This window comes from Methylobacterium sp. 4-46, assembly GCF_000019365.1.
Lineage (GTDB): Bacteria > Pseudomonadota > Alphaproteobacteria > Rhizobiales > Beijerinckiaceae > Methylobacterium.
On the sequence record NC_010511.1, the window covers coordinates 1,225,337 to 1,245,502 of the forward strand.

Consider the following 20,166-nt stretch of genomic DNA (forward strand, 5'->3'; position numbering starts at 1 on the left):
CGCGGCCATCCGGCATCAGGCGCGCGGGGCCCGGGGCCCGGCGCGCCGAACCTCATCCCCTCCCCGCGCCGCGCGGCCTCCCGCCCCTGGGCGGGCCGCGGCGGCCCCGATCCAGGACGCGCCGATGACCTCCTTCAACCTCTCCGAATGGGCGCTCGCGCACCGCTCCTTCGTCTGGTTCCTGATGGCGATCTCCATCGTGGCCGGGGCCATGGCCTACGAGCGCCTCGGCCGCGAGGAGGATCCCGCCTTCGCCATCAAGACCATGGTGGTGCAGGCGCGCTGGCCCGGCGCCACCATCGGCGAGACCCTCGAGCAGATCACCGACCGCATCGAGAAGGAGGTCCAGCAGATCAACGCGGTGGACTACACCCGCAGCTACACGACGCCGGGCCAGACCACCGTCTTCGTGCAGCTGCGCGAGACCACGCCGCCCAAGACCATACCGTGGCTGTTCTACCAGGTCCGCAAGCGGATCGGCGACATCAAGGCTCAGTTCCCGCAGGGCGTGCAGGGGCCGTTCTACAACGACGAGTTCGGCGACGTGTTCGGCAACGTCTACGCCTTCACGGCGGACGGCCTCTCGATGCGCCAGCTGCGCGACTACGTCGAATCCGCCCGCACCAGCATCCTCAAGGTGAGGAACATCGGCAAGATCGAGATCGTGGGCGCGCAGGACGAGGTCATCTTCCTCGACTTCTCGACCCGCAAGCTCGCCGCCCTCGGGATCGACATGCAGAGCGTGATCAACACGCTGCAGGCGCAGAACGCCGTCGAGCCCTCGGGCGTGATCCAGGCCGATCCCGAGCGGGTGTCGGTGCGGGTCGGCGGCCAGTTCGCGGACGAGAACAGCCTGAGGGCGATCAACCTGCGCCTCAACGACCGCTTCTTCCGCCTCTCCGACGTGGCGGAGATCCACCGCGGCTACACCGACCCGCCCGAGACGCTCTTCCGCTACAACGGGCAGCCCGCCATCGCCCTCGCGATCGCCATGCAGCCGAGCGGCAACATCCTCGAATTCGGCGAGGCGCTGAAGGCGCAGATGCGCCGGATCGAGGGCGAATTGCCGGTCGGCGTCGGCATCCACCTCGTCTCGGACCAGCCGAAGATCGTCGAGGAGGCGGTCGGCGGCTTCACCAAGGCGCTGGTCGAGGCCGTGGTGATCGTGCTCGTCGTCTCCTTCCTGAGCCTCGGCCTGCGGGCCGGCCTCGTCGTCTCGCTCTCGATCCCGCTGGTCCTCGCCATCGTGTTCGTGATCATGGACGCGATGGGGGTGACGCTGCAGCGCATCTCGCTCGGCGCCCTGATCATCGCGCTCGGGCTGCTCGTCGACGACGCGATGATCACGGTGGAGATGATGGTGGCGCGGCTGGAGGCCGGTGACAGCCTGACCAAGGCGGCGACCTTCGCCTACACCTCGACCGCCTTCCCGATGCTCACCGGCACGCTCGTCACGGTAGCGGGCTTCCTGCCGATCGGCTTCAACGGCTCGGCGGCAGGCGAGTACACCTACTCGCTCTTCGTGGTGCTGGCGACCTCGCTCCTGGTCTCCTGGGTGGTGGCGGTTCTGTTCGCGCCCCTCATCGGCGTGAAAATCCTGCCGAAGACCATGAAGTCCCACCACGACCGGCCCAGCCGGCTGCTCACCGTGTTCCGGGCCCTGCTCGTCCCGGCGATGCGCTTGCGCTGGATCACGGTGGCGGCCACGATCGGTCTGCTCGCCGCCTCGGTCGTCGGCCTGGGCCACGTGCAGCAGCAGTTCTTCCCCTCCTCGGACCGCAACGAGGTGCTGGTCGACCTCACCCTGCCGCAGAACGCGAGCATCGGCGAGACCAGGGCGCAGATGGACCGCTTCGAGGCCGCCCTGAAGGACGATCCCGACATCCGGCACTGGAGCTCCTATGTCGGCCAGGGGGCGATCCGCTTCTACCTTCCCCTCGACCAGCAGCTCGGCAACGCCTTCTTCGGGCAGATCGTGATCGAGACGACGTCCCTGGAGGCGCGCGACCGCACCATGGCGCGGCTCGCCGCGCTCGGCCGCCGCGACTTCGTGGGCACCGACGTCTTCGTGCACCCCCTCGATCTCGGGCCGCCGGTCGGCCGCCCGATCCAGTACCGGATCGGCGGCCCCGACCTCCAGGTCGTGCGCCAGCAGGCCCTCGCCCTCGCGGCCATTCTGGGCGGCCATCCGAGCCTCGGCGTGCCGACCTTCGACTGGAACGAGCCCGGCAAGGTGCTCAAGGTCGAGATCCTGCAGGACAAGGCCCGCCAGCTCGGCGTGACCTCGAAGGACATCGCCACGATCCTGAACGGCATCGTCGGGGGCACGGCCATCACGCAGGTGCGCGACGCGATCTACCTCGTCGACGTGGTCGGCCGCGCGCTCGCCGCCGAGCGGCGCTCGATCGACACGCTCCAGAGCCTGCAGGTCCCTCTCGCCAACGGCGCCACCGTGCCGCTGCTCGCCTTCGCGCGCATCGGCTACGACCTGGAGCAGCCGATCGTCTGGCGGCGCGACCGCCAGCCCACCATCACGGTGCGCGCCGCGATCACGGACGACACCCAGCCCCCCACGGTCGTCAAGGCGCTCCAGCCGGCGATCGACCGGTTCAAGGCCGGTCTGCCCGACGGCTACGACCTGGAGATCGGCGGGGCGGTCGAGGAGAGCGCCAAGGGCCAGGGGCCGATCGCGGCCGTGGTGCCGGTGATGCTCCTGGTCATGGCTTTCCTGCTGATGGTGCAGCTCCAGAGCGTGCAGAAGACGCTGCTGGTGGCGAGCGTGGCCCCGCTCGGCCTCATCGGCGTCGTGGCGGCGCTGCTGCCCTCCGGCGCGCCGCTCGGCTTCGTGGCGATCCTCGGCGTGCTGGCGCTGATCGGCATCATCATCCGCAACTCGGTGATCCTGGTCACCCAGATCGACGCGTACGAGGCGCAGGGCATGGCGCCCTGGGACGCCGTCGTGGAGGCGACCTGCCACCGGATGCGGCCGATCCTGCTCACCGCGGCGGCGGCGAGCCTCGGCATGATCCCGATCGCCCGCGAGGTGTTCTGGGGGCCGATGGCCTACGCGATGATCGGCGGCATCGTGGCGGCGACCTTCCTGACCCTGTTCTTCCTGCCCGCCCTCTACGTCGGCTGGTACCGCATCAAGGCCCCGCCCCGGGGCGGGGCCTTGCCCGGCGCGGTCGCGCGGGAGGCCGGGGACGGCCGGCGCGGCGAGGCCGCGCCGGCGGGTGCCGGCGCGCCGATCGGGGCCTGAACGGCGGGGCCATACTTAGAACTATTCTAAGAAAGTGTCTTGGCTGTTCGCCCGCGCCGTGCCATGTGGGGGGAGCCGTCGATCGGCCGGGCGGGTTTCCGGAGAGGCAGCGTCGGCGCGAGTCTGAGGAGGGATGGGATGAAGGGCGATCCGAAGGTCATCGAGTACCTGAACCGCGGCCTGCGCAGCGAGCTGACCGCCGTGAGCCAGTACTGGCTGCATTTCCGCATGCTGAACGACTGGGGTTACATCGAGCTCGCCAAGTACTGGCGCAAAGAGTCGATCGAAGAGATGAACCATGCTGACCGGTTCATCGATCGTATCCTGTTCCTTGAGGGCTTCCCGAACCTGCAGGAGCTCGATCCGCTGAAGATCGGGCAGAACGTGCAGGAGATCATCGAGTGCGACCTCGCGGCCGAGAACGAGGCCCGGGCGCTCTACCTCGAAGCGGCGCAGTACGCCGAGTCGATCAATGATCGCGTCTCGAAGGTGCTGTTCGAGGACCTCGCCGAGGATGAGGAGGGCCACATCGACTTCCTGGAGACGCAGCTGGAGCTGATCCAGCAGATCGGCCTGCCGCTCTACGCCCAGAAGCACATCGGCGGCCTCGACAAGATCGAGCCCGAGGTGGAGTGACGCGGGGCCCGGACCATCGGTTCGGAGATCGCCCGGCGCGGCGCCCCCCTCCGTGCGGGCGCCGCACCGAGCGCGGCCCGCCCCGGCGGATCGGGCCTGACGGGCGAGCCCGATTCCCGGGCCGTCCCACCCGGTGCGGGGCCGGACGAGGTCGACGCCCCGCGGCGTGAGCGGGCCCGCCCCTGCGCCGCCATCCGCAGGAGGTCCGGGAGCGGCCCCCGGCCCGGAGGCCGGCACAGCGTTCGAGCGCGTCGGAACGCGCTCGCCCCGGGCGCCGCCCGTCCGGCCGGCGGACGCAACGACGGGAGAGATCCCGAGCTCAGGCAGGGCTGCCGGGCGCCGGCCAGGAGCCGTGATCCGACATCCGCATTGCCGACATGGGAGATGGCGAAGCCATCAACCGGATGGCGTGTGACCCGACGCCCTCGTCGGTTGCCCTCGCCTCACGCGAGGCCGCGGTTGCGCTCCAAACCGCCGCGCGGAGCGGGTGCTGTTCGAGAAATTCCCGCGTCGCTGCCGGGCGCCCCAGGGGAAGGCTTGGACGTCTGCTTCGGGCAATCTGCCGAATCGATGCTGCGCCGATCCTCGATAGGAAAGATTCCGTCAACAACATGGTACTATTTTCTGCGATGAGCCCGGACCGTCCGCCCCCGACGAGTTGCCCAGCCTGCCGACACCGAAAGATGTAAAATCTCAGGTTGTATATAGCTCATCCGATAAAATTGCGTCTAGGCCGTTCGTCTCTCGGGCAGGTCGGCCCGGTAAGATGCTGCGGAATACATCGGCGATCTCGGTCGTGACCAGGCGAGGATGAACATGATGAGCCCAGCGATCGACACCGTGTCGCACCCCCGTCCGGGTCGGCTTCGCGCCATGGGCCGCTGGCTCGGACGTCGAGAGGTCTGGGCCGGCCTCGGCGTGCTCGCCCTGACGGCGCTCGCCGCCACGGCCGGCCCGCCGGCCTGGGTCTCCGCCGCCCGCGCCCTCGGCGTGCCCTACTGCCTGAAGTATTCCGACGTCTACCTGTACGCGGGCGGCGCCTTCCAGCGCCGGGGCAGCGATTGGTTCGATCTCCCCGTTTACAGCAACCTCACCGTCTCCCGCTACGAGGAGATCGAGCGCGACGCGGAGTTCATCTATCTCCTGAATTCCGCCTCCCGCAACAACGACAAGGTCAACCAGATCGTCGTCCGGCTCCCGGTCTGCGGCGGCGTCTCGCAGGTGACGCTGTCGAAGAATGCCCGCAACTGGATCGACTCGCAGCCGATCTGGCGCTGACGGGCGGCCGGGGGGCGCGGCGCGATCGGTCGCCGCGATCGGTCGCCGCGATCGGTCGCCTTGTGCGGCGGCCCCGGATGAGTACATCCGGGGAAGGGTTACCTGCCGGGCGGCGGGCCCCGACGGCCTCCTCCCCTCGAAGCCCCTCCGAGCGCCCCTTGAGCAATCCCAGACCTCTCCTCACCCCCGAGCGCCGCGAGGACGACATCGACGCGTCGATCCGTCCACTGAGCCTGTCGGATTTCACGGGCCAGCGCGCGGCGCGGGCGAATCTGGGGGTGTTCATCGAGGCGGCGCGGCGCACCGGTCAGGCGCTGGACCACGTGCTGTTCGTGGGCCCGCCGGGGCTGGGCAAGACCACGCTGGCGCAGATCGTGGCCCGGGAGCTGGGGGTGAATTTCCGCTCGACCTCGGGTCCGGTGATCGCCAAGGCGGGGGACCTGGCCGCGCAGCTCACCAACCTGGAGGAGCGCGACGTCCTGTTCATCGACGAGATCCACCGGCTGAGCCCGGCGGTGGAGGAGATCCTCTACCCGGCCATGGAGGATTACCAGCTCGACCTGATCATCGGCGAGGGCCCGGCGGCGCGCTCGGTCAAGATCGAGCTGCCGCGCTTCACCCTGGTGGCGGCCACGACCCGGGCGGGTCTGCTGACCACGCCGCTGCGCGACCGCTTCGGCATCCCGATCCGGCTGGAATTCTACGCGGTGGACGAGCTGGAGGCGATCGTGGCCCGGGGGGCGCGGGTGCTGGGGATCGGCATGGCGGCGGACGGGGCCAACGAGATCGCCCGGCGGGCGCGGGGCACGCCGCGGATCGCCGGGCGGCTGCTGCGGCGGGTGCGGGACTTCGCGATCGTGGAGGAGGCCGGGACGGTGACGCGGGCGATCGCCGACCGGGCGCTGCGTCTGCTGGACGTGGACGCGGCGGGTCTGGACACCATGGACCGCAAGTATCTGGGGCTGATCGCGCGCTCCTACGGGGGCGGTCCGGTCGGGGTGGAGACGATCGCGGCGGCGTTGTCGGAGCCGCGCGACGCCATCGAGGAGATCATCGAGCCCTACCTGCTCCAGCAGGGCTTCGTGCAGCGCACCCCGCGCGGCCGCCTCCTCACCCCGCACGCCTTCCGACACCTCGGATTGCCGGAGCCGAGCCGCGACCCCGCCGCGCAATTCGGCCTGTTCGGCGGGGACGAGGATGTCTGAGCCCTCGCGGCGCCGCTGGCCCACCCGCCGCCAGGTGATCGGGGGATTGGGCGCGCTCGGGGCCTCGGGCTTCGCCACGGCGGCCTACGGCACCGGGATCGAGCCGTTCTGGTCGGTGGTCACGCACTACGCGGTCCGGCCCCGGGCGGCCTGGCCCGCGGGCCTGCGCCTGCGCTTCGTCGCCTTGGCGGACATCCACGCCTGCGAGCCCTGGATGACGGTCGAGCGCGTCGCCGGCCTCGTCGCGGCGGCGAACGCGCTCGGGCCCGACCTGATCGTGCTCCTCGGCGACTACGTGGCCGGGCAGCGCTTCATCACCCGCCGCCTGCGGGCCGAGGAATGGGCCGCCCCCCTGGCGGGCCTCGCGGCGCCCCTCGGCGTCCACGCGGTGCTCGGCAACCACGATTGGTGGGAGGATGCCCGGGCCCAGGCCCGGGGCGGCGGCCCGGTCGAGGCGGCCGTCGCCTTGGCGGGGGTCGGGATCCGGGTGCTGGAGAACGCGGCCGTCCCCCTCGCGGTGCCGGGCGGCCCGGTCTGGCTCGCGGGCCTGCAGGACCAGCTCGCGCTGCTGCCCCATCACCACCGCCTGCGCCGGGAGACCGGCGCGGCGCCCGGACGGGTCGGCCTCGACGACCTCGCCGCCACCCTGGCGGCGGTGCCGCCGGAGGCGCCCGTGATCCTGCTCGCCCACGAGCCCGACATCTTCCCGCGCGTTCCGGCCCGGGTGGCGCTGACCCTGTCGGGCCACACCCACGGCGGTCAGGTCAGGTTCTTCGGCTACGCGCCGGTCGTGCCCTCGCGCTACGGCCGCCGCTACGCCTACGGGCACATCCGCGAGCACACGGACCTGATCGTCTCGGGCGGGCTCGGCATGAGCATCGCGCCGATCCGGATCGGCGTCCCGCCCGAGATCGTGGTCGTGGAGATCGGGACGGAGGCCGCCGCGTGACCGGGCACCGCCTGACCCTGCGCGTCTACTACGAGGACACGGATTTCTCCGGCCTCGTCTACCACGCGAGCTACCTGCGCTTCCTGGAGCGCGGGCGCACCGAGATGCTGCGCGCGGCGGGGATCGACCAGTCGACCCTGCATGCGGGGGGCGAGGGCCTGTTCTTCGCCGTGCGGCGGATGCTGATCGACTGGCTGGTCCCGGCCCGGATGGACGACGTGCTCACCGTCGAGACGCGCACGAAAGAGGTCCGCGGCGCCTCGATCCTCGTGGCGCAGCGCATCCTGCGGGGCGATCAGGTGCTGATGACGGCGGAGGTCCGCGTCGCGGCCCTGATCGGCGGGCGCCCGGCGCGGCTGCCGGACGGGTTGCGGGCGATCCTGGAGGGCGGGCCGGAGGCGTGATGCGACATCCGCCATCCCGAAGGGATCAAGCGGATGTGGGATGAGGCCGCCGGGCTCCGCCCGGGGTGCTGCGGGCCGCAGGGCCTCGCGGAGGCGGGCTCAGGCGCGCGTTCCCTCGACCCGGAACCGGGCCGCGTGGCTCCCCACCTCGTCGAGGCGGGCGGGCGGCGCGCCGCAGGCCGCCAGGGCGTCCCGCAGGGTCTCGGGATCGACCGCGCCCGGCAGCGCGAGGAGCTGGCCGAGGCCGCCGCGCAGGCCGGCGCTCGCCACCACCTCGGCCCCGAGCTCCGCCAGCACCGCCTCGGCGCCCTCCCGCCAGCGCTCGAAGCGGGCGGCGTAGAGCACCCAGTCGCGCTGGGCCGCGCTCGGATCGTCGAGGGGACGGGCGATCACGAAGACCGGGGTGCCTGCCGGATGGCCCGGCCGCTCGATAAAGGGCAGGCGCGCGATCACCTTCGGGCTTCCCTCTCCGGCGAGCCCCTCCCACCAGGGCCCGGCGGTGACGCCCTGGTCGAGGCGGAAGATGCCGAGGTCGCCGCGGGAATCCGCCACCGCGGCGATCACCGCCTTGGCGCTCGGATGCGGCCGGTAGGGCACCGTGAAGCCGAAGTGGAAGCGGGCCGAATCGCGCATCGGCGCGTCGCCGCCCGAGACGTCCGCGTGCACCGCGAAGGGCGCCTGCACGTACGTGAAGGTGGCGATGATGACCCGCCAGATCCCCTCGACCGTGTCGAGGGGCAGGAGCCCCGCGTGGCGCTCGGCGATGGCCCGCATCATCGAGGCCTCCCGGCCCGGCCGGAAGGCCGAGCCCGAGGCGCCGGTGCGCTTGACCGCGATCAGCCGGTCGATGATGCGCCCGCGCTCCATCAGCAGGTCGTGCATGGCCGCGTCGATGCGGTCGATCTCGGCGCGCAACGCCGCGAGATCGGCGGTGGGGGCGGGGGAGGTCATGTGGGATCGGGCATCCGGGGAGACATCGCGCCGTCTTACGACCGCCCCGCCCCGCCCGTCACCCTCGATTGACGGACGGCCGCGAAGGTCCTAACTCAAGCGTCCGGCGAAACGAATTTTCTGGCCGCTTTATCGTCCGCAACCGGCGGATGCTGCTTGGAAGGCCCTTCGCGATCATGGCCATCTCCGCCCTGAGACCCGGCGCCGAGACCGCCTCGCAGGCCGTGGAGCCCGCGAGTCCCGTGGCCCAGTTCGGGCTCGACGCGCCGCTGGCGATGGATGCGGGCGTGGCCCTCGCCCCCTGGCAGATCGCCTACCAGACCGTCGGCCGGCTGAACGCCGCGCGCAGCAACGCGGTGCTGGTCTGCCATGCCCTGACCGGCGACCAGCACGTGGCGAGCCGCCACCCGCTCACCGGCAAGCCCGGCTGGTGGGAGACCGTGGTGGGGCCGGGCAAGCCCGTCGACACCGACCGCTACTTCGTGATCTGCGCCAACGTGGTCGGCTCCTGCATGGGCACGACCGGGCCGGCCTCGATCAACCCGGCGACCGGCCACCCCTACGGGCTCGACTTCCCCCTGGTCACCATCCGCGACATGGTGCGGGGCCAGGCGATGCTCCTCGACCGGCTCGGCATCCCCGACCTGTTCCTGTGCATCGGCGGCTCGATGGGCGGCATGCAGGTGCTGCAATGGGCGGCGAGCTACCCCGAGCGGGTCTTCGCCGCCATGCCGATCGCGACGGGCGCGCGCCACTCGGCCCAGAACATCGCCTTCCACGAGGTCGGCCGCCAGGCGGTGATGGCGGATCCCGCCTGGCACGGCGGGCGCTACCTCGACGTCGGCACGCGGCCCGCCAAGGGGCTCGCGGTGGCGCGGATGGGCGCGCACATCACCTACCTGTCGGAGCCGGCCCTGCACCGCAAGTTCGGCCGCCGCTTCCAGGACCGCGACGCGCCGACCTTCTCGTTCGACGCCGATTTCCAGATCGAGAGCTACCTGCGCCACCAGGGCATCAGCTTCGTCGAGCGCTTCGACGCCAACGCCTACCTGTATCTCACCCGCGCGATGGACTATTTCGACCTCGCCGCCGACCATGGCGGGGTGCTGGCGAACGCCTTCCGGGGCAGCCGCACGCGCTTCTGCGTGATGTCCTTCACCTCCGACTGGCTGTTCCCGACGCCCGACTCGCGGGCGATCGTGCACGCGCTCAACGCGGCGGCGGCGCGGGTCGCCTTCGTGGAGGTGGAGAGCGACAAGGGGCACGACGCCTTCCTGCTCGACGAGCCGGCGATGTTCGCGGCCGCCTGCGGCTTCATCGCCGCCGCCGCCCGGGAGCGCGGCCTGTGAGCGCCGCCGCCGCGCCGCTCGCCCCCGCGGGCCTGCCCGAGGAGCCCGGCCTCGCCGCCGCCCGGGCCGACCACCGCGTCGTGCTCGGCCTCGTCGAGGCCGGGGTGCGGGTGCTCGACGTCGGCTGCGGGGACGGCTCGCTGCTGGCGCTGCTGCGCGACCGCCGCGGCGTCGACGGGCGGGGCATCGAGCTCTCCCGCGAGGGGGTGAATGCCTGCCTCGCCCGCGGCCTCCCGGTGATCCAGGGCGACGCCGATACCGACCTCGCCGACTACCCGGACGACGCCTTCGACTACGTCATCCTCTCGCAGACGATCCAGGCGACGCGCCAGCCCAAGGTCGTGCTGGAGCACCTGCTGCGCATCGGCCGGCGGGCCATCGTCTCCTTCCCGAATTTCGGGCATTGGCGCATCCGGGCCGAGCTGCTGATGCGCGGGCGCATGCCCGTCAACGACTACCTGCCGGACGCGTGGTACGAGACGCCCAACATCCATCACTGCACGATCCGCGACTTCGTGGGCCTGTGCCACCTGGTCGGTGCCCGGATCGAGCGCGCCTCGGCCCTCGACGCCGAGGGGGAGCCGATGCGCTTCTCCCTGCCCTGGTGGATCTGGAACCTCGTCGGCGCGCAGGGCATCTTCCTGCTGCGGCGGGGCTGAGGCGGCCCTTCGGCGCGCTCGGCAGAATTGCGTGCGCCGACGTCATCGTCACCGCCGGACCGGTGATCCGGGATCCGCTTGGTCGAAGCGGATCCTGTATCCCAAGCCCGCGCGGCGCCTGAGCGAAGACGACATCCGCGTTGCCGAAACGGGAGATGGCGAAGCCATCAACCGGATGTCGGACGACCCTCGCGGCGAACGATGCCGGGACGGGCGTCGCGCCTCATCCCCCTGCGTCGGCACCGCCTTGCGCGAAGGCCGGCGCGGCGAGCCCGCGGGCGTGGTCGCGGAGCGCCTCCGGCCAGCTCTCCGTCAGCGCCCGGAAGCGCGCCCCGTCGCCCGCGTAGAGCGCCCGCGACGCCTCCTCGTAGCCCGGGGCGTCGCCCAGCATCGCGCCCATGAAGCGGTCGGCGGCCTCCCGGGCCTGCCGCACCCGCTCGCGCCCGGCCCCCTCCGCCCGGGCCGCGTCGACGAGCCGGCGCAGGGCCGCCGAGGCGCCCCCCGGCTGGGCGGCCAGCCAGTCCCAGTGCCGGGGCAGCAGCGTGACCTCCCGGGCCACGACCCCGAGCTTCGGCCGCCCGGCCTGCCGCGGCGGGGGCGCGGGTGCGAGCCGGGCCAGGATCTCCGCGTCGCTGCCGCGCAGGTCGAGGTCGATCACCCGCCCGGTCCGGTCGTCGAAGACGTGAACCGGCGCGCCGCCCTCCCGTTGGTGAGCGGCCTTGACGGCGAGCGCAACCTCACGGATTGCGCCCGACGCCAGCCGGCGCTCCCCCTGGAACGCCGTGCAGTCCGACCCTGATTCCATCGCCGGATCCTCCTCGGCGGGGAGATATCACCCGGATGATATCCTCCGTCAATATCATCCGGGTCAAATTCGCGAGGCTCCGAGCCCGATGCGCCCTGCCCGGATCGTCCCCCTGGTCGTCGCCACGGCCCTGTTCATGGAGAACACGGATTCGACCGTGATCGCGACCTCGCTCCCGGCGATCGCGGCGGATCTGGGCGAGGACCCGATCGCCCTGAAGCTCGCCCTCACCTCCTACCTGGTGAGCCTCGCGATCTTCATCCCGGTCAGCGGCTGGATGGCGGACCGGTTCGGGGCGCGCACGGTCTTCCGCCTCGCGCTCGCCGTGTTCATGGGCGGCTCGCTCGCCTGCGCGGCGGCCGATTCCCTCGGCTGGTTCGTGGGCGCGCGCTTCCTGCAGGGCATGGGCGGGGCCATGATGGTGCCGGTGGGGCGGCTCGTGCTCCTGCGCAGCGTGCCGAAGGCGGAACTCGTCCAGGCGCTCGCCACCCTGACGATCCCGGCCCTGGTCGGCCCGGTGATCGGCCCGCCGCTCGGCGGCCTCATCACCACGACCCTGAACTGGCGCTGGATCTTCTTCATCAACCTGCCGATCGGCCTCGCCGGCATCCTGCTGGCGACCCGCTACTTCGCCGACCTGCGCGAGGCCGAGCGCCCGCCCCTCGACGGGGTCGGCTTCGTGCTCTCGGGGGCCGGGCTCGCCAGCCTGATGCTCGGCCTGGCCTCGGGCGGGCGCCACCTCCTGCCCGCTTCCGTGTCGTGGGGCTGCGTCGGGGCCGGGCTCGCGCTGCTCGCGCTCTATTGCGGCCATGCGCGCCGCACCGCCCACCCGCTGATCCGCCTCGACCTGATGGGCTACCCGACCTTCCGGGCGGCGATCACCGGCGGCAGCCTGTTCCGCATCGGCACCGGGGCGATCCCCTTCCTGCTGCCGCTGATGCTGCAGCTCGGGTTCGGGCTCGACCCGCTGCATTCGGGCCTGCTCACCTTCGCGGCGGCCGCGGGGGCGCTGTTCATGAAGACCCTGGCGGCCCGCATCCTGCGGTCCCTCGGCTTCCGCACGGTGCTGACGGTGAACGCCGTTCTGGCCGCCTGCCTGCTCGCCGCGAACGGCCTGTTCACTCCCTCGACCCCGCACGCGCTGATCGTGGCGGTGCTGCTGATCGGCGGCTGCTTCCGCTCGCTGCAATTCACCGCCGTCAACGCCATCGCGTACGCGGACGTGGATTCGCGCGACATGAGCGCGGCGACGAGCCTCGCCAGCGTGGCCCAGCAGCTCTCCCTCAGCATCGGGGTGGCGTTCGGGGCCTTCGCGCTCGAGAGCGCCGCGCAGTGGCACGGGCGCGCCTCCGTGCGGTCGGAGGATTTCTGGCCGGCCTTCCTGGCGGTGGCGCTCGTCTCGGGCCTGTCGGCCTTCGCCTTCGCGCGCCTCGCCCCGACCGCCGGGGCCGAGGTCTCGGGCCACCGCCGCGTCACCGCGCGGCCGGCCGCGGACGCGACCTGAGCTGCGCGGCCGACGCAGGGTTGCACCGGCCCTCGCCGCCCACTTTCAGCACCCATTCAGTCACGCTTCCCTACAAGGATCGTCGTCGCGACGGCGGGAGATCTCTCCCGGGCAAACGCCGCGATTTCCATTCTCAATCATGCGAGATCGAGGGGATCGGCCATGAAGCGCATCGTCTCCGCCTGTGTGGCTGCCGCAACCCTGGCCGGCATGGTGACGGCGGGCGCGTCTCCGGCGCAGGCCGGCGGCTGGCGGGCGGGCCCGGCGATCGCGCTCGGCGCCATCGGCGGCCTCGCCCTCGGCAGCGCGATCGCGGCGGGCTCGCGTCCCGCCTACGGCTACGCGCCGGCCTACGGGCCGGCACCGGTCTACGTGGAGCCCGACTGCTACGTCGTGCGCCGCCGCGTCGTGGACGAGTTCGGCGACGTCTACCTCCGCCGCGTGCGCGTCTGCGAGTGAGCGGGGCGCGGGTCCGGGGCGGCGTGCCGCCCCTCAGCCCCCGCCCGCCGCCCGCTTCGCCTCGATCGCGTCCCACACCGCCACCGCGAGGTCGGGGCCGCCGAGGCGCTTGATGGCCCGGATGCCGGTGGGAGAGGTCACGTTGATCTCGGTCAGGTGGCCGTCGATCACGTCGATCCCGACCAGGATCAGGCCCCGCCGCCGCAATTCGGGGCCGATCGCCGCGCAGATCTCGCGCTCGCGGGTGGTCAGCGCGGTCGCCCCGCCGGTTCCGCCCCGCACCATGTTCGAGCGGATGTCGTTGCGCGCCGGCACCCGGTTCACGGCGCCGAGGGGCTCGCCGTCGACCAGGATGATGCGCTTGTCCCCCTCCGAGATCCGGGGCAGGAAGCGCTGGATCACCCAGGCCTCGCGGAAGGTCTGGGAGAAGAGGTCGAAGATCGAGCCGAAATTCGGGTCGTCCGGCGTCACCCGCAGCACCGCCGCGCCGCCGTGCCCGTGCAGGGGCTTCATCACCACGCTGCCGTGCTCGGCCCGGAACTCCTCGATCTCCTGCCTGTCGCGGGAGATCAGGGTCGGGGGCATCAGGTCCGGGAAATGCGTGACGAAGAGCTTCTCGGGGGCGTTGCGCACCTCGAAGGGGTTGTTCACCACGAGCGTCGCCGGGTGGACGCGCTCCAGGAGATGCGTCGCCGTGATGTAGGCGAGGTCGAAGGGCGGGTCCTGGCGCATCAGCACCACGTCGAGATCCGCGAGGTCGACGCGCTCCGGGCTGCCGAGCGCGGCGTGCGCGCCCTCGACATCCTGCACCCGCAGCGCCTCGGCGCGGGCCGTGACCCGCCCGTCGCGCATCGAGAGCCGGTCGGGCGTGTAGTGCAGCAGGGTGTGGCCGCGCGCCTGCGCTTCGAGGAGAAGCGCGAAGGTGGTGTCGCCCGCGATGCGGATGCTCTGGATCGGGTCCATCTGGACCGCGACGGTCAAGGCCATGGGAAGGCGCCTCCGGTCGGCGGCGTTATCGGGCGCGCCCGTCCTCCTGGCAACGGGGCGCGAAAAAACGCCCCGCTCCGGGAGGAGCGGGGCGTGAGATCAGGGAGGAAACGTCATGGTGACCCGATCGGCCATGCAAACCGCGTGCCGAAATCCCGTCAGGCCTGCGGATCCTCGGCCGGCCAGCCGACGATCCGGTCGAGGAGTTCGTCCGTCTCGAACTCCTCCTCGGTGCCGCTGACGCGCCCGCGCACCGAGATCCCGGCCTCGTGCACGGTGGCCCGGCTGCCGGAGACCAGGGGGTGCCACCAGGGCAGGTCGCGGCCCTCCCGGACGAGGCGGTAGGCGCAGGTCGGCGGCAGCCAGGGCAGGCGGCGCACCGCCTCCGGCGTCAGGCGCACGCAATCCGGCACCCGGCTCTGGCGCCGCGCATAGTCGCGGCAGCGGCAGGCGCCGATGTCGAGGAGCGTGCAGGCCACGTCCGTGTGGTGGATCTCGCCGGTATCCTCGTCCTCGAGCTTGAGCAGGCAGCAGCGCCCGCAGCCGTCGCAGAGGCTCTCCCATTCCGGCGCGGTCATCGCCTCCAGGCTCTTCGTGCGCCAGAACGGCGCGGCGGGGTCGCTCCCGGGCGGCGCGGAAAGCGGCGGGGCGGCCTTGCGTTTGTCGGCCTTGAGGTCGGCGGCCTTGGGTTTGGCGGCCTTGGGTTTGGCGGCCAAGGGCAGATCCTTCGTCGGGGGCGGGGCTTCCCTCTGCCGCAGCCGGGCCTCCCGCACAAGCGCGGCCGCCCCTGCGCAGTCCTGCGACCTCGCGCCCCGGCGCGTCCGGGCGCAGGATCCGCGAGGGATCCGGGGCGCCGCCGCGGCGTTGCCGCAGGGCGCCAGCGCGGCCGTTTCCGAAACCCGGCCTCGCGATCCGCGTCGAGTTTGGGTACACCTCACCGTCCGGCCCGCTGACCGGCCGGGCCGCCAAGGACATCCGCCGTGCCGCTGAACCGGCTTGCCTCGCTCTGGACGCGCCTCAATCGCGCCGCCCTCGGATTCGACGCCTGGGTGAATGCGAGCCTCTACGAGGGCGGCGCCGGGCTCGGCGAATCCTATTCCCGCTTCTCCGACGCGATGCGGCGGCGCTTCACCGTGCGGGGCGTCAAGCGCCTGATCCTCGACCTGTCGAGCGAGGCGGTGACCCTCACCCTCGGCGGCGCCGTCGTCATGGTCACCCTGGCCCAGCCCGCCTTCAACCAGACCAGCGAGAACTGGCTGAAGGCCCAGGACCTCGCCGTCACCTTCCTCGACCGCTACGGGACCGAGGTCGGCCGGCGCGGCATCAAGCACGACGATTCCCTGCGCATCGACGAGTTCCCGGACATCCTGGTCAAGGCCCTGATCTCGACCGAGGACCGCCGCTTCTACGACCATCTCGGCATCGACCCGATCGGCACCCTGCGGGCGCTCACGGTGAATGCCCGCGGCGGCGGCCACGTCCAGGGCGGCTCCTCGCTGACCCAGCAGCTCGCCAAGAACCTCTTCCTGACCAACGAGCGCACCCTCCAGCGCAAGATCAACGAGGCCTTCCTGGCCCTCTGGCTGGAATGGCACCTCACCAAGAACGAGATCCTGAAGCTCTACCTCGACCGGGCCTATATGGGGGGCGGCACGTTTGGGGCGGCGGCCGCCGCCGACTATTATTTCGGCAAGAACCTCAAGGACATCTCGCTGGCCGAGGCGGCCATGCTGGCGGGCCTGTTCAAGGCGCCGACGAAGTACGCGCCGCACGTGAACCTGCCGGCCGCCCGCGCCCGCGCCGCGGACGTGCTGCACAACATGGTCGAGGCCGGCTACCTCACCGAGGGCCAGATCCAGTCCGCCCTGCGCAACCCGGCGACGCCGGTGACGCGCTCGCGCGACATCAGCGCCGACTACTACCTCGACTGGGCCTTCAACGAGGTGAAGCGCCTCGCCGACGAGGGCAAGCTCAAGCGGGAGCGGGTGCTCGTCGTCAAGACGCCCCTCGACCTGTCGATCCAGCGGCGGGCCGATCAGGCCGTCGAGAACATCCTGCGCCAGTTCGGCGACGCCTTCGACGTCGAGCAGGCCGCCCTCGTCACCATGGACCCGGACGGGGGCGTGCGGGCGATGGTGGGCGGCGCCGATTACGGCCAGAGCCAGTTCAACCGCGCCACCGACGCGCTGCGCCAGCCGGGCTCGTCCTTCAAGCCCTACGTCTACGCGGCGGGGCTCTCCACCGGCCTGTGGCGGCCCGACAGCAAGGTGGTGGATTCCCCGGTCTGCATCGGCAATTGGTGCCCGGCCAATTACGGCCGCTCCTTCGCCGGCACGGTGCCGCTCTGGGTCGCGGTCGCGAAGTCGATCAACACGATCCCGGTCAAGTTCTCGATCGCCATGGGCAAGGCGACGGGCGAGACGCACGAGGCGCGGGCCGCCAAGCTCGGCCGGGCCAAGATCATCGACACCGCCCACCGGATGGGCATCACCAGCAACCTCGTCGATTCGGTCTCCCTGCCGATCGGCTCGGCCGAGGTGACGGTGATCGACCAGGCGGCCGGCTACGCGGTCTTCGCCAACGGCGGCAAGCGCGCCAAGCCCTACGCCGCCGTGGAGATCCGCACCTCCGCCGGCGAGGTGATCTACCGCCACGACACGAGCGAGCCGCCCCCCGAGCAGGTGCTCTCGACCCGCGTCGTGGCCGACATGAACTTCATGCTCAACAAGGTCGTGGAGGAGGGCACCGGCCGCAAGGCGCAGGTCGAGGGCGTGAAGACCGCCGGCAAGTCCGGCACCACGAACGCCTACCGGGACGCGTGGTTCGTCGGCTACACGGGCAACCTCGTGACCGCGGTCTGGTACGGGAACGACGACCATTCCTCGAGCAAGAACATGACCGGCGGCTCGCTGCCCGCCATGACCTTCCACGAGGTGATGGCGCCGGCCCACCAGGGGATCGAACTCAAGCCGCTGCCCGGCTTCGAGGGCGACAAGCCGGGCGCGGTCGCCGCGAAGGCCCCGGCCCCGGCCCCGCCGCCCGGCGCGCCTCCCGGCACGATCTCGCGGCGCTCCTTCGAGGTGCTCGGCGGCATCGGCAGCCTGTTCCGCGCCGTCGAGCCCGCGCCCGGCCGCTCCGCCATGCGGGAGGTGACCGCACCCGGCAGCGTCGCCGAGGGCGGCCGCCCGGCCGGACGGCTCGTCACGCGCTGACCGGGTGCTGACCTCGCCCCCGCACCTGCGCTACACGCAGCCGATGCAGCCGTCGCGAACAGCCCGGGTGCCGGCGGAGTGGTCCGCCCGCGCCGCCCCGCTCCGCCCCGCCCTCGCCCGGGCGCGCAGCGCCCTGCGGCGCTCGGGCCTCGATCCCCGCCGGACCGGGACCGTGGGACTCGTGGTCTACGCCCTCGCGCTCGGCGGCGGCCTGGGGCTCGCCAGCGCCAATTGGGCGACGCGCGGGCGCTACCCCTTCGGCGGCGTCGCGCTGAACGCCTGGACGGCGTGGCCGCGCATCGGCTCGCGCGACGCGGACCCCTACGTGCGGGCGATCCACGCCCGCACCGGCGAGATCCCGATCGCGCTCGGCGAGGGGCTGCTGCTCACCGCCCGGGAGGACGATGCGGGCCAGCGCCTCTCGCCCGGCTGCAGCTACCGGATCGCCGGGGCGACGCCGCCGGCCCGGGCCTGGACGCTCACCGCCGAGCGCCGCCGGCCCGCCGCCGCGCCCGCGGCGGAGGGGCCCGTGCCGCGGCGCGGCTTCACCTCGACGGAGGTGCTGCGCGACCAATCCGGGCGCTTCGCCATCACCCTGTCGCCCTCGGTCCAGCCCGGCAACTGGCTGCCGACCCCGCCCGGGGAGGGCGCCCTGCGCCTGGTCCTGCGGCTCTACGACACGCCGGTCGCGGCGAGCACCGGCGTGCTCGAGCGCGAGGGCGTCCCCTCGATCACGCGCCTGGGCTGCGACGGATGACCCCCTTCGGCCGCTTCCTCATCGCGACGCTGTCCGGGCTGGTGCTGGCGGGCATCGTCCACATCGCGGTGGTGCTGGCGATCCCCGCCCTGTCGGCCCGGGACGCCCTCTCGCGCACCCGCGCCACGCTCAGCAACGACACCTCGGTGCTGATCCACGCCGCCGAACTGAGCGGCCCGCCCGAGGCGGCGGAGGGATGGCTGCCGCCGCAGGACCCGGCGGTGGCGGTGGGCGTCTGCGCCTACGACCTCGACGACGGGCCGGTGCGGATCTCGGCCGAGACCGGCCCGCTCTTCGAATCCCTCTCGGTGCACGGCCGCGGCAGCGCCTTCTACGCCATCACCGACCAGGCCGCCGTGAAGGGCAACATCGAACTCGTGGTGATGACCCAGCGCCAGTTCGACGAGGCGCTGGCCAACGCGGACGAGGACGAGCGCAACCGCGACGTCCGCATCGTGGCGCCGAGCCGCCAGGGCTTCGTGGTGGTGCGGGTGCTCGCCGCCCTGCCGAGCCAGCAGGCGCTGGCCAACGCGGCCGCGCGCTCGGTCTCCTGCACCATCGACGGGCCGGACGAGTGATCCGCCGGCCCGGGGCGCCGCGTCGGGGCGCCGCGGCCTCCGTCAGCCCTTGGTCACCAGCACCGCCTCGGTCCCCTCCCCGGGCGCGAGGCCGCAGCGCGCCTCGGCGTCCACCGGCAGGAGCGGGTCGAGCAGCCGGCGGCGGGCGGCCAGGAAGGCGAGCACGCGCTCGGCGCCGACCGCCTCCTCGTCCGGCACCGCCACCAGCAGGTGCTCCAGGGCGTAGCGGTAGCCCTCCTCGCGCAGGCGCGCCTCGCGGCGGACCCAGGCGACGAGGCAGCGATTCTCCGCCACCCGCAGGGCCGCGCTGCGCACGTCCGCGTCGTTGAGGGTGCGGATGAAGGGCAGGCTGCGCAGGCGCGTGAGATCGGCCCGCATCACCCGCGACGCCGTCTCGGCGAAGGCCGGGAGCAGGCGCCCGTCCGCCGCGGCGTCGTCCGAGAGGCGGCGGTAGCGGGAGACGGGCGAGCGCGCCTCCTCCGCCATCAGCGCGTCGAAATACGCCGAGGGCGCGGCGGGGCGCCACTCCGCCGGAAGCAGCCGGGCGCGGGTGAGGTCGGCGAGCGCCGCCTCGAAGGCGAAGGGATCGCGGGCCGGCATCAGGTAGCGCCACGCCCGGTCGCGCAGGACCTTCTCGTCCTCCGTGAAGGGAAACGGCGAGGCCGGCGCGCCGCGGTCGCGGGCCGCGAGCGCGCCGGCCGCGTCGACGAGGCTGTTCCAGGCCGTGGGAGCCGGGCGGCCGAGATCGCCCTGCTGCACGCAGGAGGCGATGAGCGGCAGGGCGGCGAGCAGGATCGGGCGGCGCAGGAGGCCGCGCGGCCCCATCCGCGCGTCAGCCCCGCTTGCGGGCGTCGCTGCCCGCGGGCGGGCAGGCGAGCGGGGCGGGATCGGGCATCCGTTCATAGCGCACCCCGGTGAAGAGCAGGACGGTGGCGCCCGGGTGCTCGGCGGCGTCCGGCCGGCGGGCGGGCCGGGCCGAGGCCCTCAGGGGCACGATCTTCCCCGTGACGCGATGCTCCGGACCGCTCATTGCCGCCTCCCAAACCCGACGACCCTCCGAGAACCGCCGTGCGGGACGGCGGCGCGCTGATCGCTTCCTCATGACGCGGCGTGGTTAACGAGAGGTTTCGGGACGGGGTCCGGACCCCCCTCGCCCGTAAACCGTCCGTCACTG

At 72.5% G+C, this 20,166-nt stretch carries 19 protein-coding genes; 13 read left to right on the plus strand and 6 right to left on the minus strand.

Translation table 11 applies throughout. From position 1 onward, the window contains the following. Positions 1 to 124: 124 nt before the first annotated feature. The 6 genes from M446_RS05250 to ybgC all read left to right on the plus strand — a co-directional run bounded on the left by M446_RS05250 (position 125) and on the right by ybgC (position 7,731). Entirely contained in the window at positions 125 to 3,259 is a 3,135-nt protein-coding gene (locus M446_RS05250) for an efflux RND transporter permease subunit (RefSeq protein ID WP_012331046.1), read from the plus strand. 138 nt (positions 3,260 to 3,397) lie between these two features. Then, positions 3,398 to 3,895, plus strand: a complete 498-nt coding sequence (gene bfr, locus M446_RS05255) for a bacterioferritin (protein ID WP_012331047.1) — start codon at positions 3,398 to 3,400, stop codon at positions 3,893 to 3,895. A gap of 819 nt (positions 3,896 to 4,714) precedes the next feature. Further along, complete coding sequence (locus M446_RS05260) at positions 4,715 to 5,173, plus strand: hypothetical protein (protein ID WP_265576539.1); 459 nt, start codon at positions 4,715 to 4,717, stop codon at positions 5,171 to 5,173. Positions 5,174 to 5,331: 158 nt separating this feature from the next. Then, on the plus strand, positions 5,332 to 6,378 hold the full coding sequence (gene ruvB, locus M446_RS05265) for a Holliday junction branch migration DNA helicase RuvB (protein ID WP_012331049.1): 1,047 nt from the start codon (positions 5,332 to 5,334) through the stop codon (positions 6,376 to 6,378). Further along, positions 6,371 to 7,327: a metallophosphoesterase gene (locus M446_RS05270; RefSeq protein WP_012331050.1), complete on the plus strand. Its 957-nt coding sequence runs from the start codon at positions 6,371 to 6,373 to the stop codon at positions 7,325 to 7,327. Before ruvB ends, M446_RS05270 begins: the two co-directional genes overlap by 8 nt. Next, positions 7,324 to 7,731, plus strand: a complete 408-nt coding sequence (gene ybgC, locus M446_RS05275) for a tol-pal system-associated acyl-CoA thioesterase (RefSeq protein WP_012331051.1) — start codon at positions 7,324 to 7,326, stop codon at positions 7,729 to 7,731. Before M446_RS05270 ends, ybgC begins: the two co-directional genes overlap by 4 nt. A 99-nt stretch (positions 7,732 to 7,830) precedes the next feature. Here the strand turns inward: ybgC and M446_RS05280 are convergent, their stop codons facing one another. Continuing rightward, complete coding sequence (locus M446_RS05280; protein WP_012331052.1) at positions 7,831 to 8,682, minus strand: chorismate mutase; 852 nt, start codon at positions 8,680 to 8,682, stop codon at positions 7,831 to 7,833. 176 nt (positions 8,683 to 8,858) lie between these two features. Between M446_RS05280 and metX the strand changes: the two genes are divergently transcribed. Next, positions 8,859 to 10,031, plus strand: a complete 1,173-nt coding sequence (metX, locus tag M446_RS05285; RefSeq protein WP_043702076.1) for a homoserine O-acetyltransferase MetX — start codon at positions 8,859 to 8,861, stop codon at positions 10,029 to 10,031. Further along, on the plus strand, positions 10,028 to 10,690 hold the full coding sequence (gene metW / locus M446_RS05290; RefSeq protein ID WP_012331054.1) for a methionine biosynthesis protein MetW: 663 nt from the start codon (positions 10,028 to 10,030) through the stop codon (positions 10,688 to 10,690). The genes metX and metW overlap by 4 nt, the downstream gene beginning before the upstream one ends. 223 nt (positions 10,691 to 10,913) lie before the next feature. Here metW and M446_RS05295 read toward each other — a convergent pair whose 3' ends face one another. Continuing rightward, entirely contained in the window at positions 10,914 to 11,495 is a 582-nt protein-coding gene (locus M446_RS05295; RefSeq protein ID WP_012331055.1) for a DUF2239 family protein, read from the minus strand. Between the two features lie 88 nt (positions 11,496 to 11,583). Between M446_RS05295 and M446_RS05300 the strand changes: the two genes are divergently transcribed. Both M446_RS05300 and M446_RS05305 read left to right on the plus strand, forming a co-directional pair. After that, complete coding sequence (locus tag M446_RS05300; protein WP_012331056.1) at positions 11,584 to 12,999, plus strand: DHA2 family efflux MFS transporter permease subunit; 1,416 nt, start codon at positions 11,584 to 11,586, stop codon at positions 12,997 to 12,999. A 162-nt stretch (positions 13,000 to 13,161) separates the two neighbouring features. Further along, a complete protein-coding gene (locus M446_RS05305; RefSeq protein ID WP_012331057.1) occupies positions 13,162 to 13,458 on the plus strand; it encodes a hypothetical protein in 297 nt (98 codons plus the stop codon). A gap of 33 nt (positions 13,459 to 13,491) precedes the next feature. On the opposite strand, the gene gshB is transcribed toward M446_RS05305, so the two are convergent. Both gshB and M446_RS05315 read right to left on the minus strand, forming a co-directional pair. Next, entirely contained in the window at positions 13,492 to 14,445 is a 954-nt protein-coding gene (gene gshB / locus M446_RS05310) for a glutathione synthase (RefSeq protein ID WP_012331058.1), read from the minus strand. A gap of 158 nt (positions 14,446 to 14,603) precedes the next feature. Continuing rightward, the gene (locus M446_RS05315) at positions 14,604 to 15,161 is read right to left on the minus strand and encodes a YcgN family cysteine cluster protein (RefSeq protein WP_150108580.1); all 558 of its coding nucleotides are present in this window, start codon (positions 15,159 to 15,161) and stop codon (positions 14,604 to 14,606) included. Between the two features lie 264 nt (positions 15,162 to 15,425). Between M446_RS05315 and M446_RS05320 the strand changes: the two genes are divergently transcribed. From M446_RS05320 to M446_RS05330, 3 genes are read left to right on the plus strand one after another with little or no spacing between them, the layout of a single operon-like run. After that, the gene (locus tag M446_RS05320; protein WP_012331060.1) at positions 15,426 to 17,657 is read left to right on the plus strand and encodes a transglycosylase domain-containing protein; all 2,232 of its coding nucleotides are present in this window, start codon (positions 15,426 to 15,428) and stop codon (positions 17,655 to 17,657) included. 4 nt (positions 17,658 to 17,661) lie between these two features. Further along, on the plus strand, positions 17,662 to 18,414 hold the full coding sequence (locus M446_RS05325; protein ID WP_012331061.1) for a DUF1214 domain-containing protein: 753 nt from the start codon (positions 17,662 to 17,664) through the stop codon (positions 18,412 to 18,414). Further along, positions 18,411 to 18,992 carry a hypothetical protein gene (locus M446_RS05330; protein ID WP_012331062.1) on the plus strand — a complete coding sequence of 194 codons (582 nt, stop codon included), beginning with the start codon at positions 18,411 to 18,413 and terminating at the stop codon, positions 18,990 to 18,992. The genes M446_RS05325 and M446_RS05330 overlap by 4 nt, the downstream gene beginning before the upstream one ends. 42 nt (positions 18,993 to 19,034) lie before the next feature. Here the strand turns inward: M446_RS05330 and M446_RS05335 are convergent, their stop codons facing one another. Together M446_RS05335 and M446_RS05340 are read right to left on the minus strand one after the other, a co-directional pair. Further along, positions 19,035 to 19,817, minus strand: coding sequence for a hypothetical protein (locus M446_RS05335; protein WP_012331063.1), 783 nt, complete (start codon positions 19,815 to 19,817; stop codon positions 19,035 to 19,037). 7 nt (positions 19,818 to 19,824) lie between these two features. After that, the gene (locus M446_RS05340) at positions 19,825 to 20,022 is read right to left on the minus strand and encodes a hypothetical protein (RefSeq protein ID WP_012331064.1); all 198 of its coding nucleotides are present in this window, start codon (positions 20,020 to 20,022) and stop codon (positions 19,825 to 19,827) included. Positions 20,023 to 20,166: the final 144 nt, after the last annotated feature.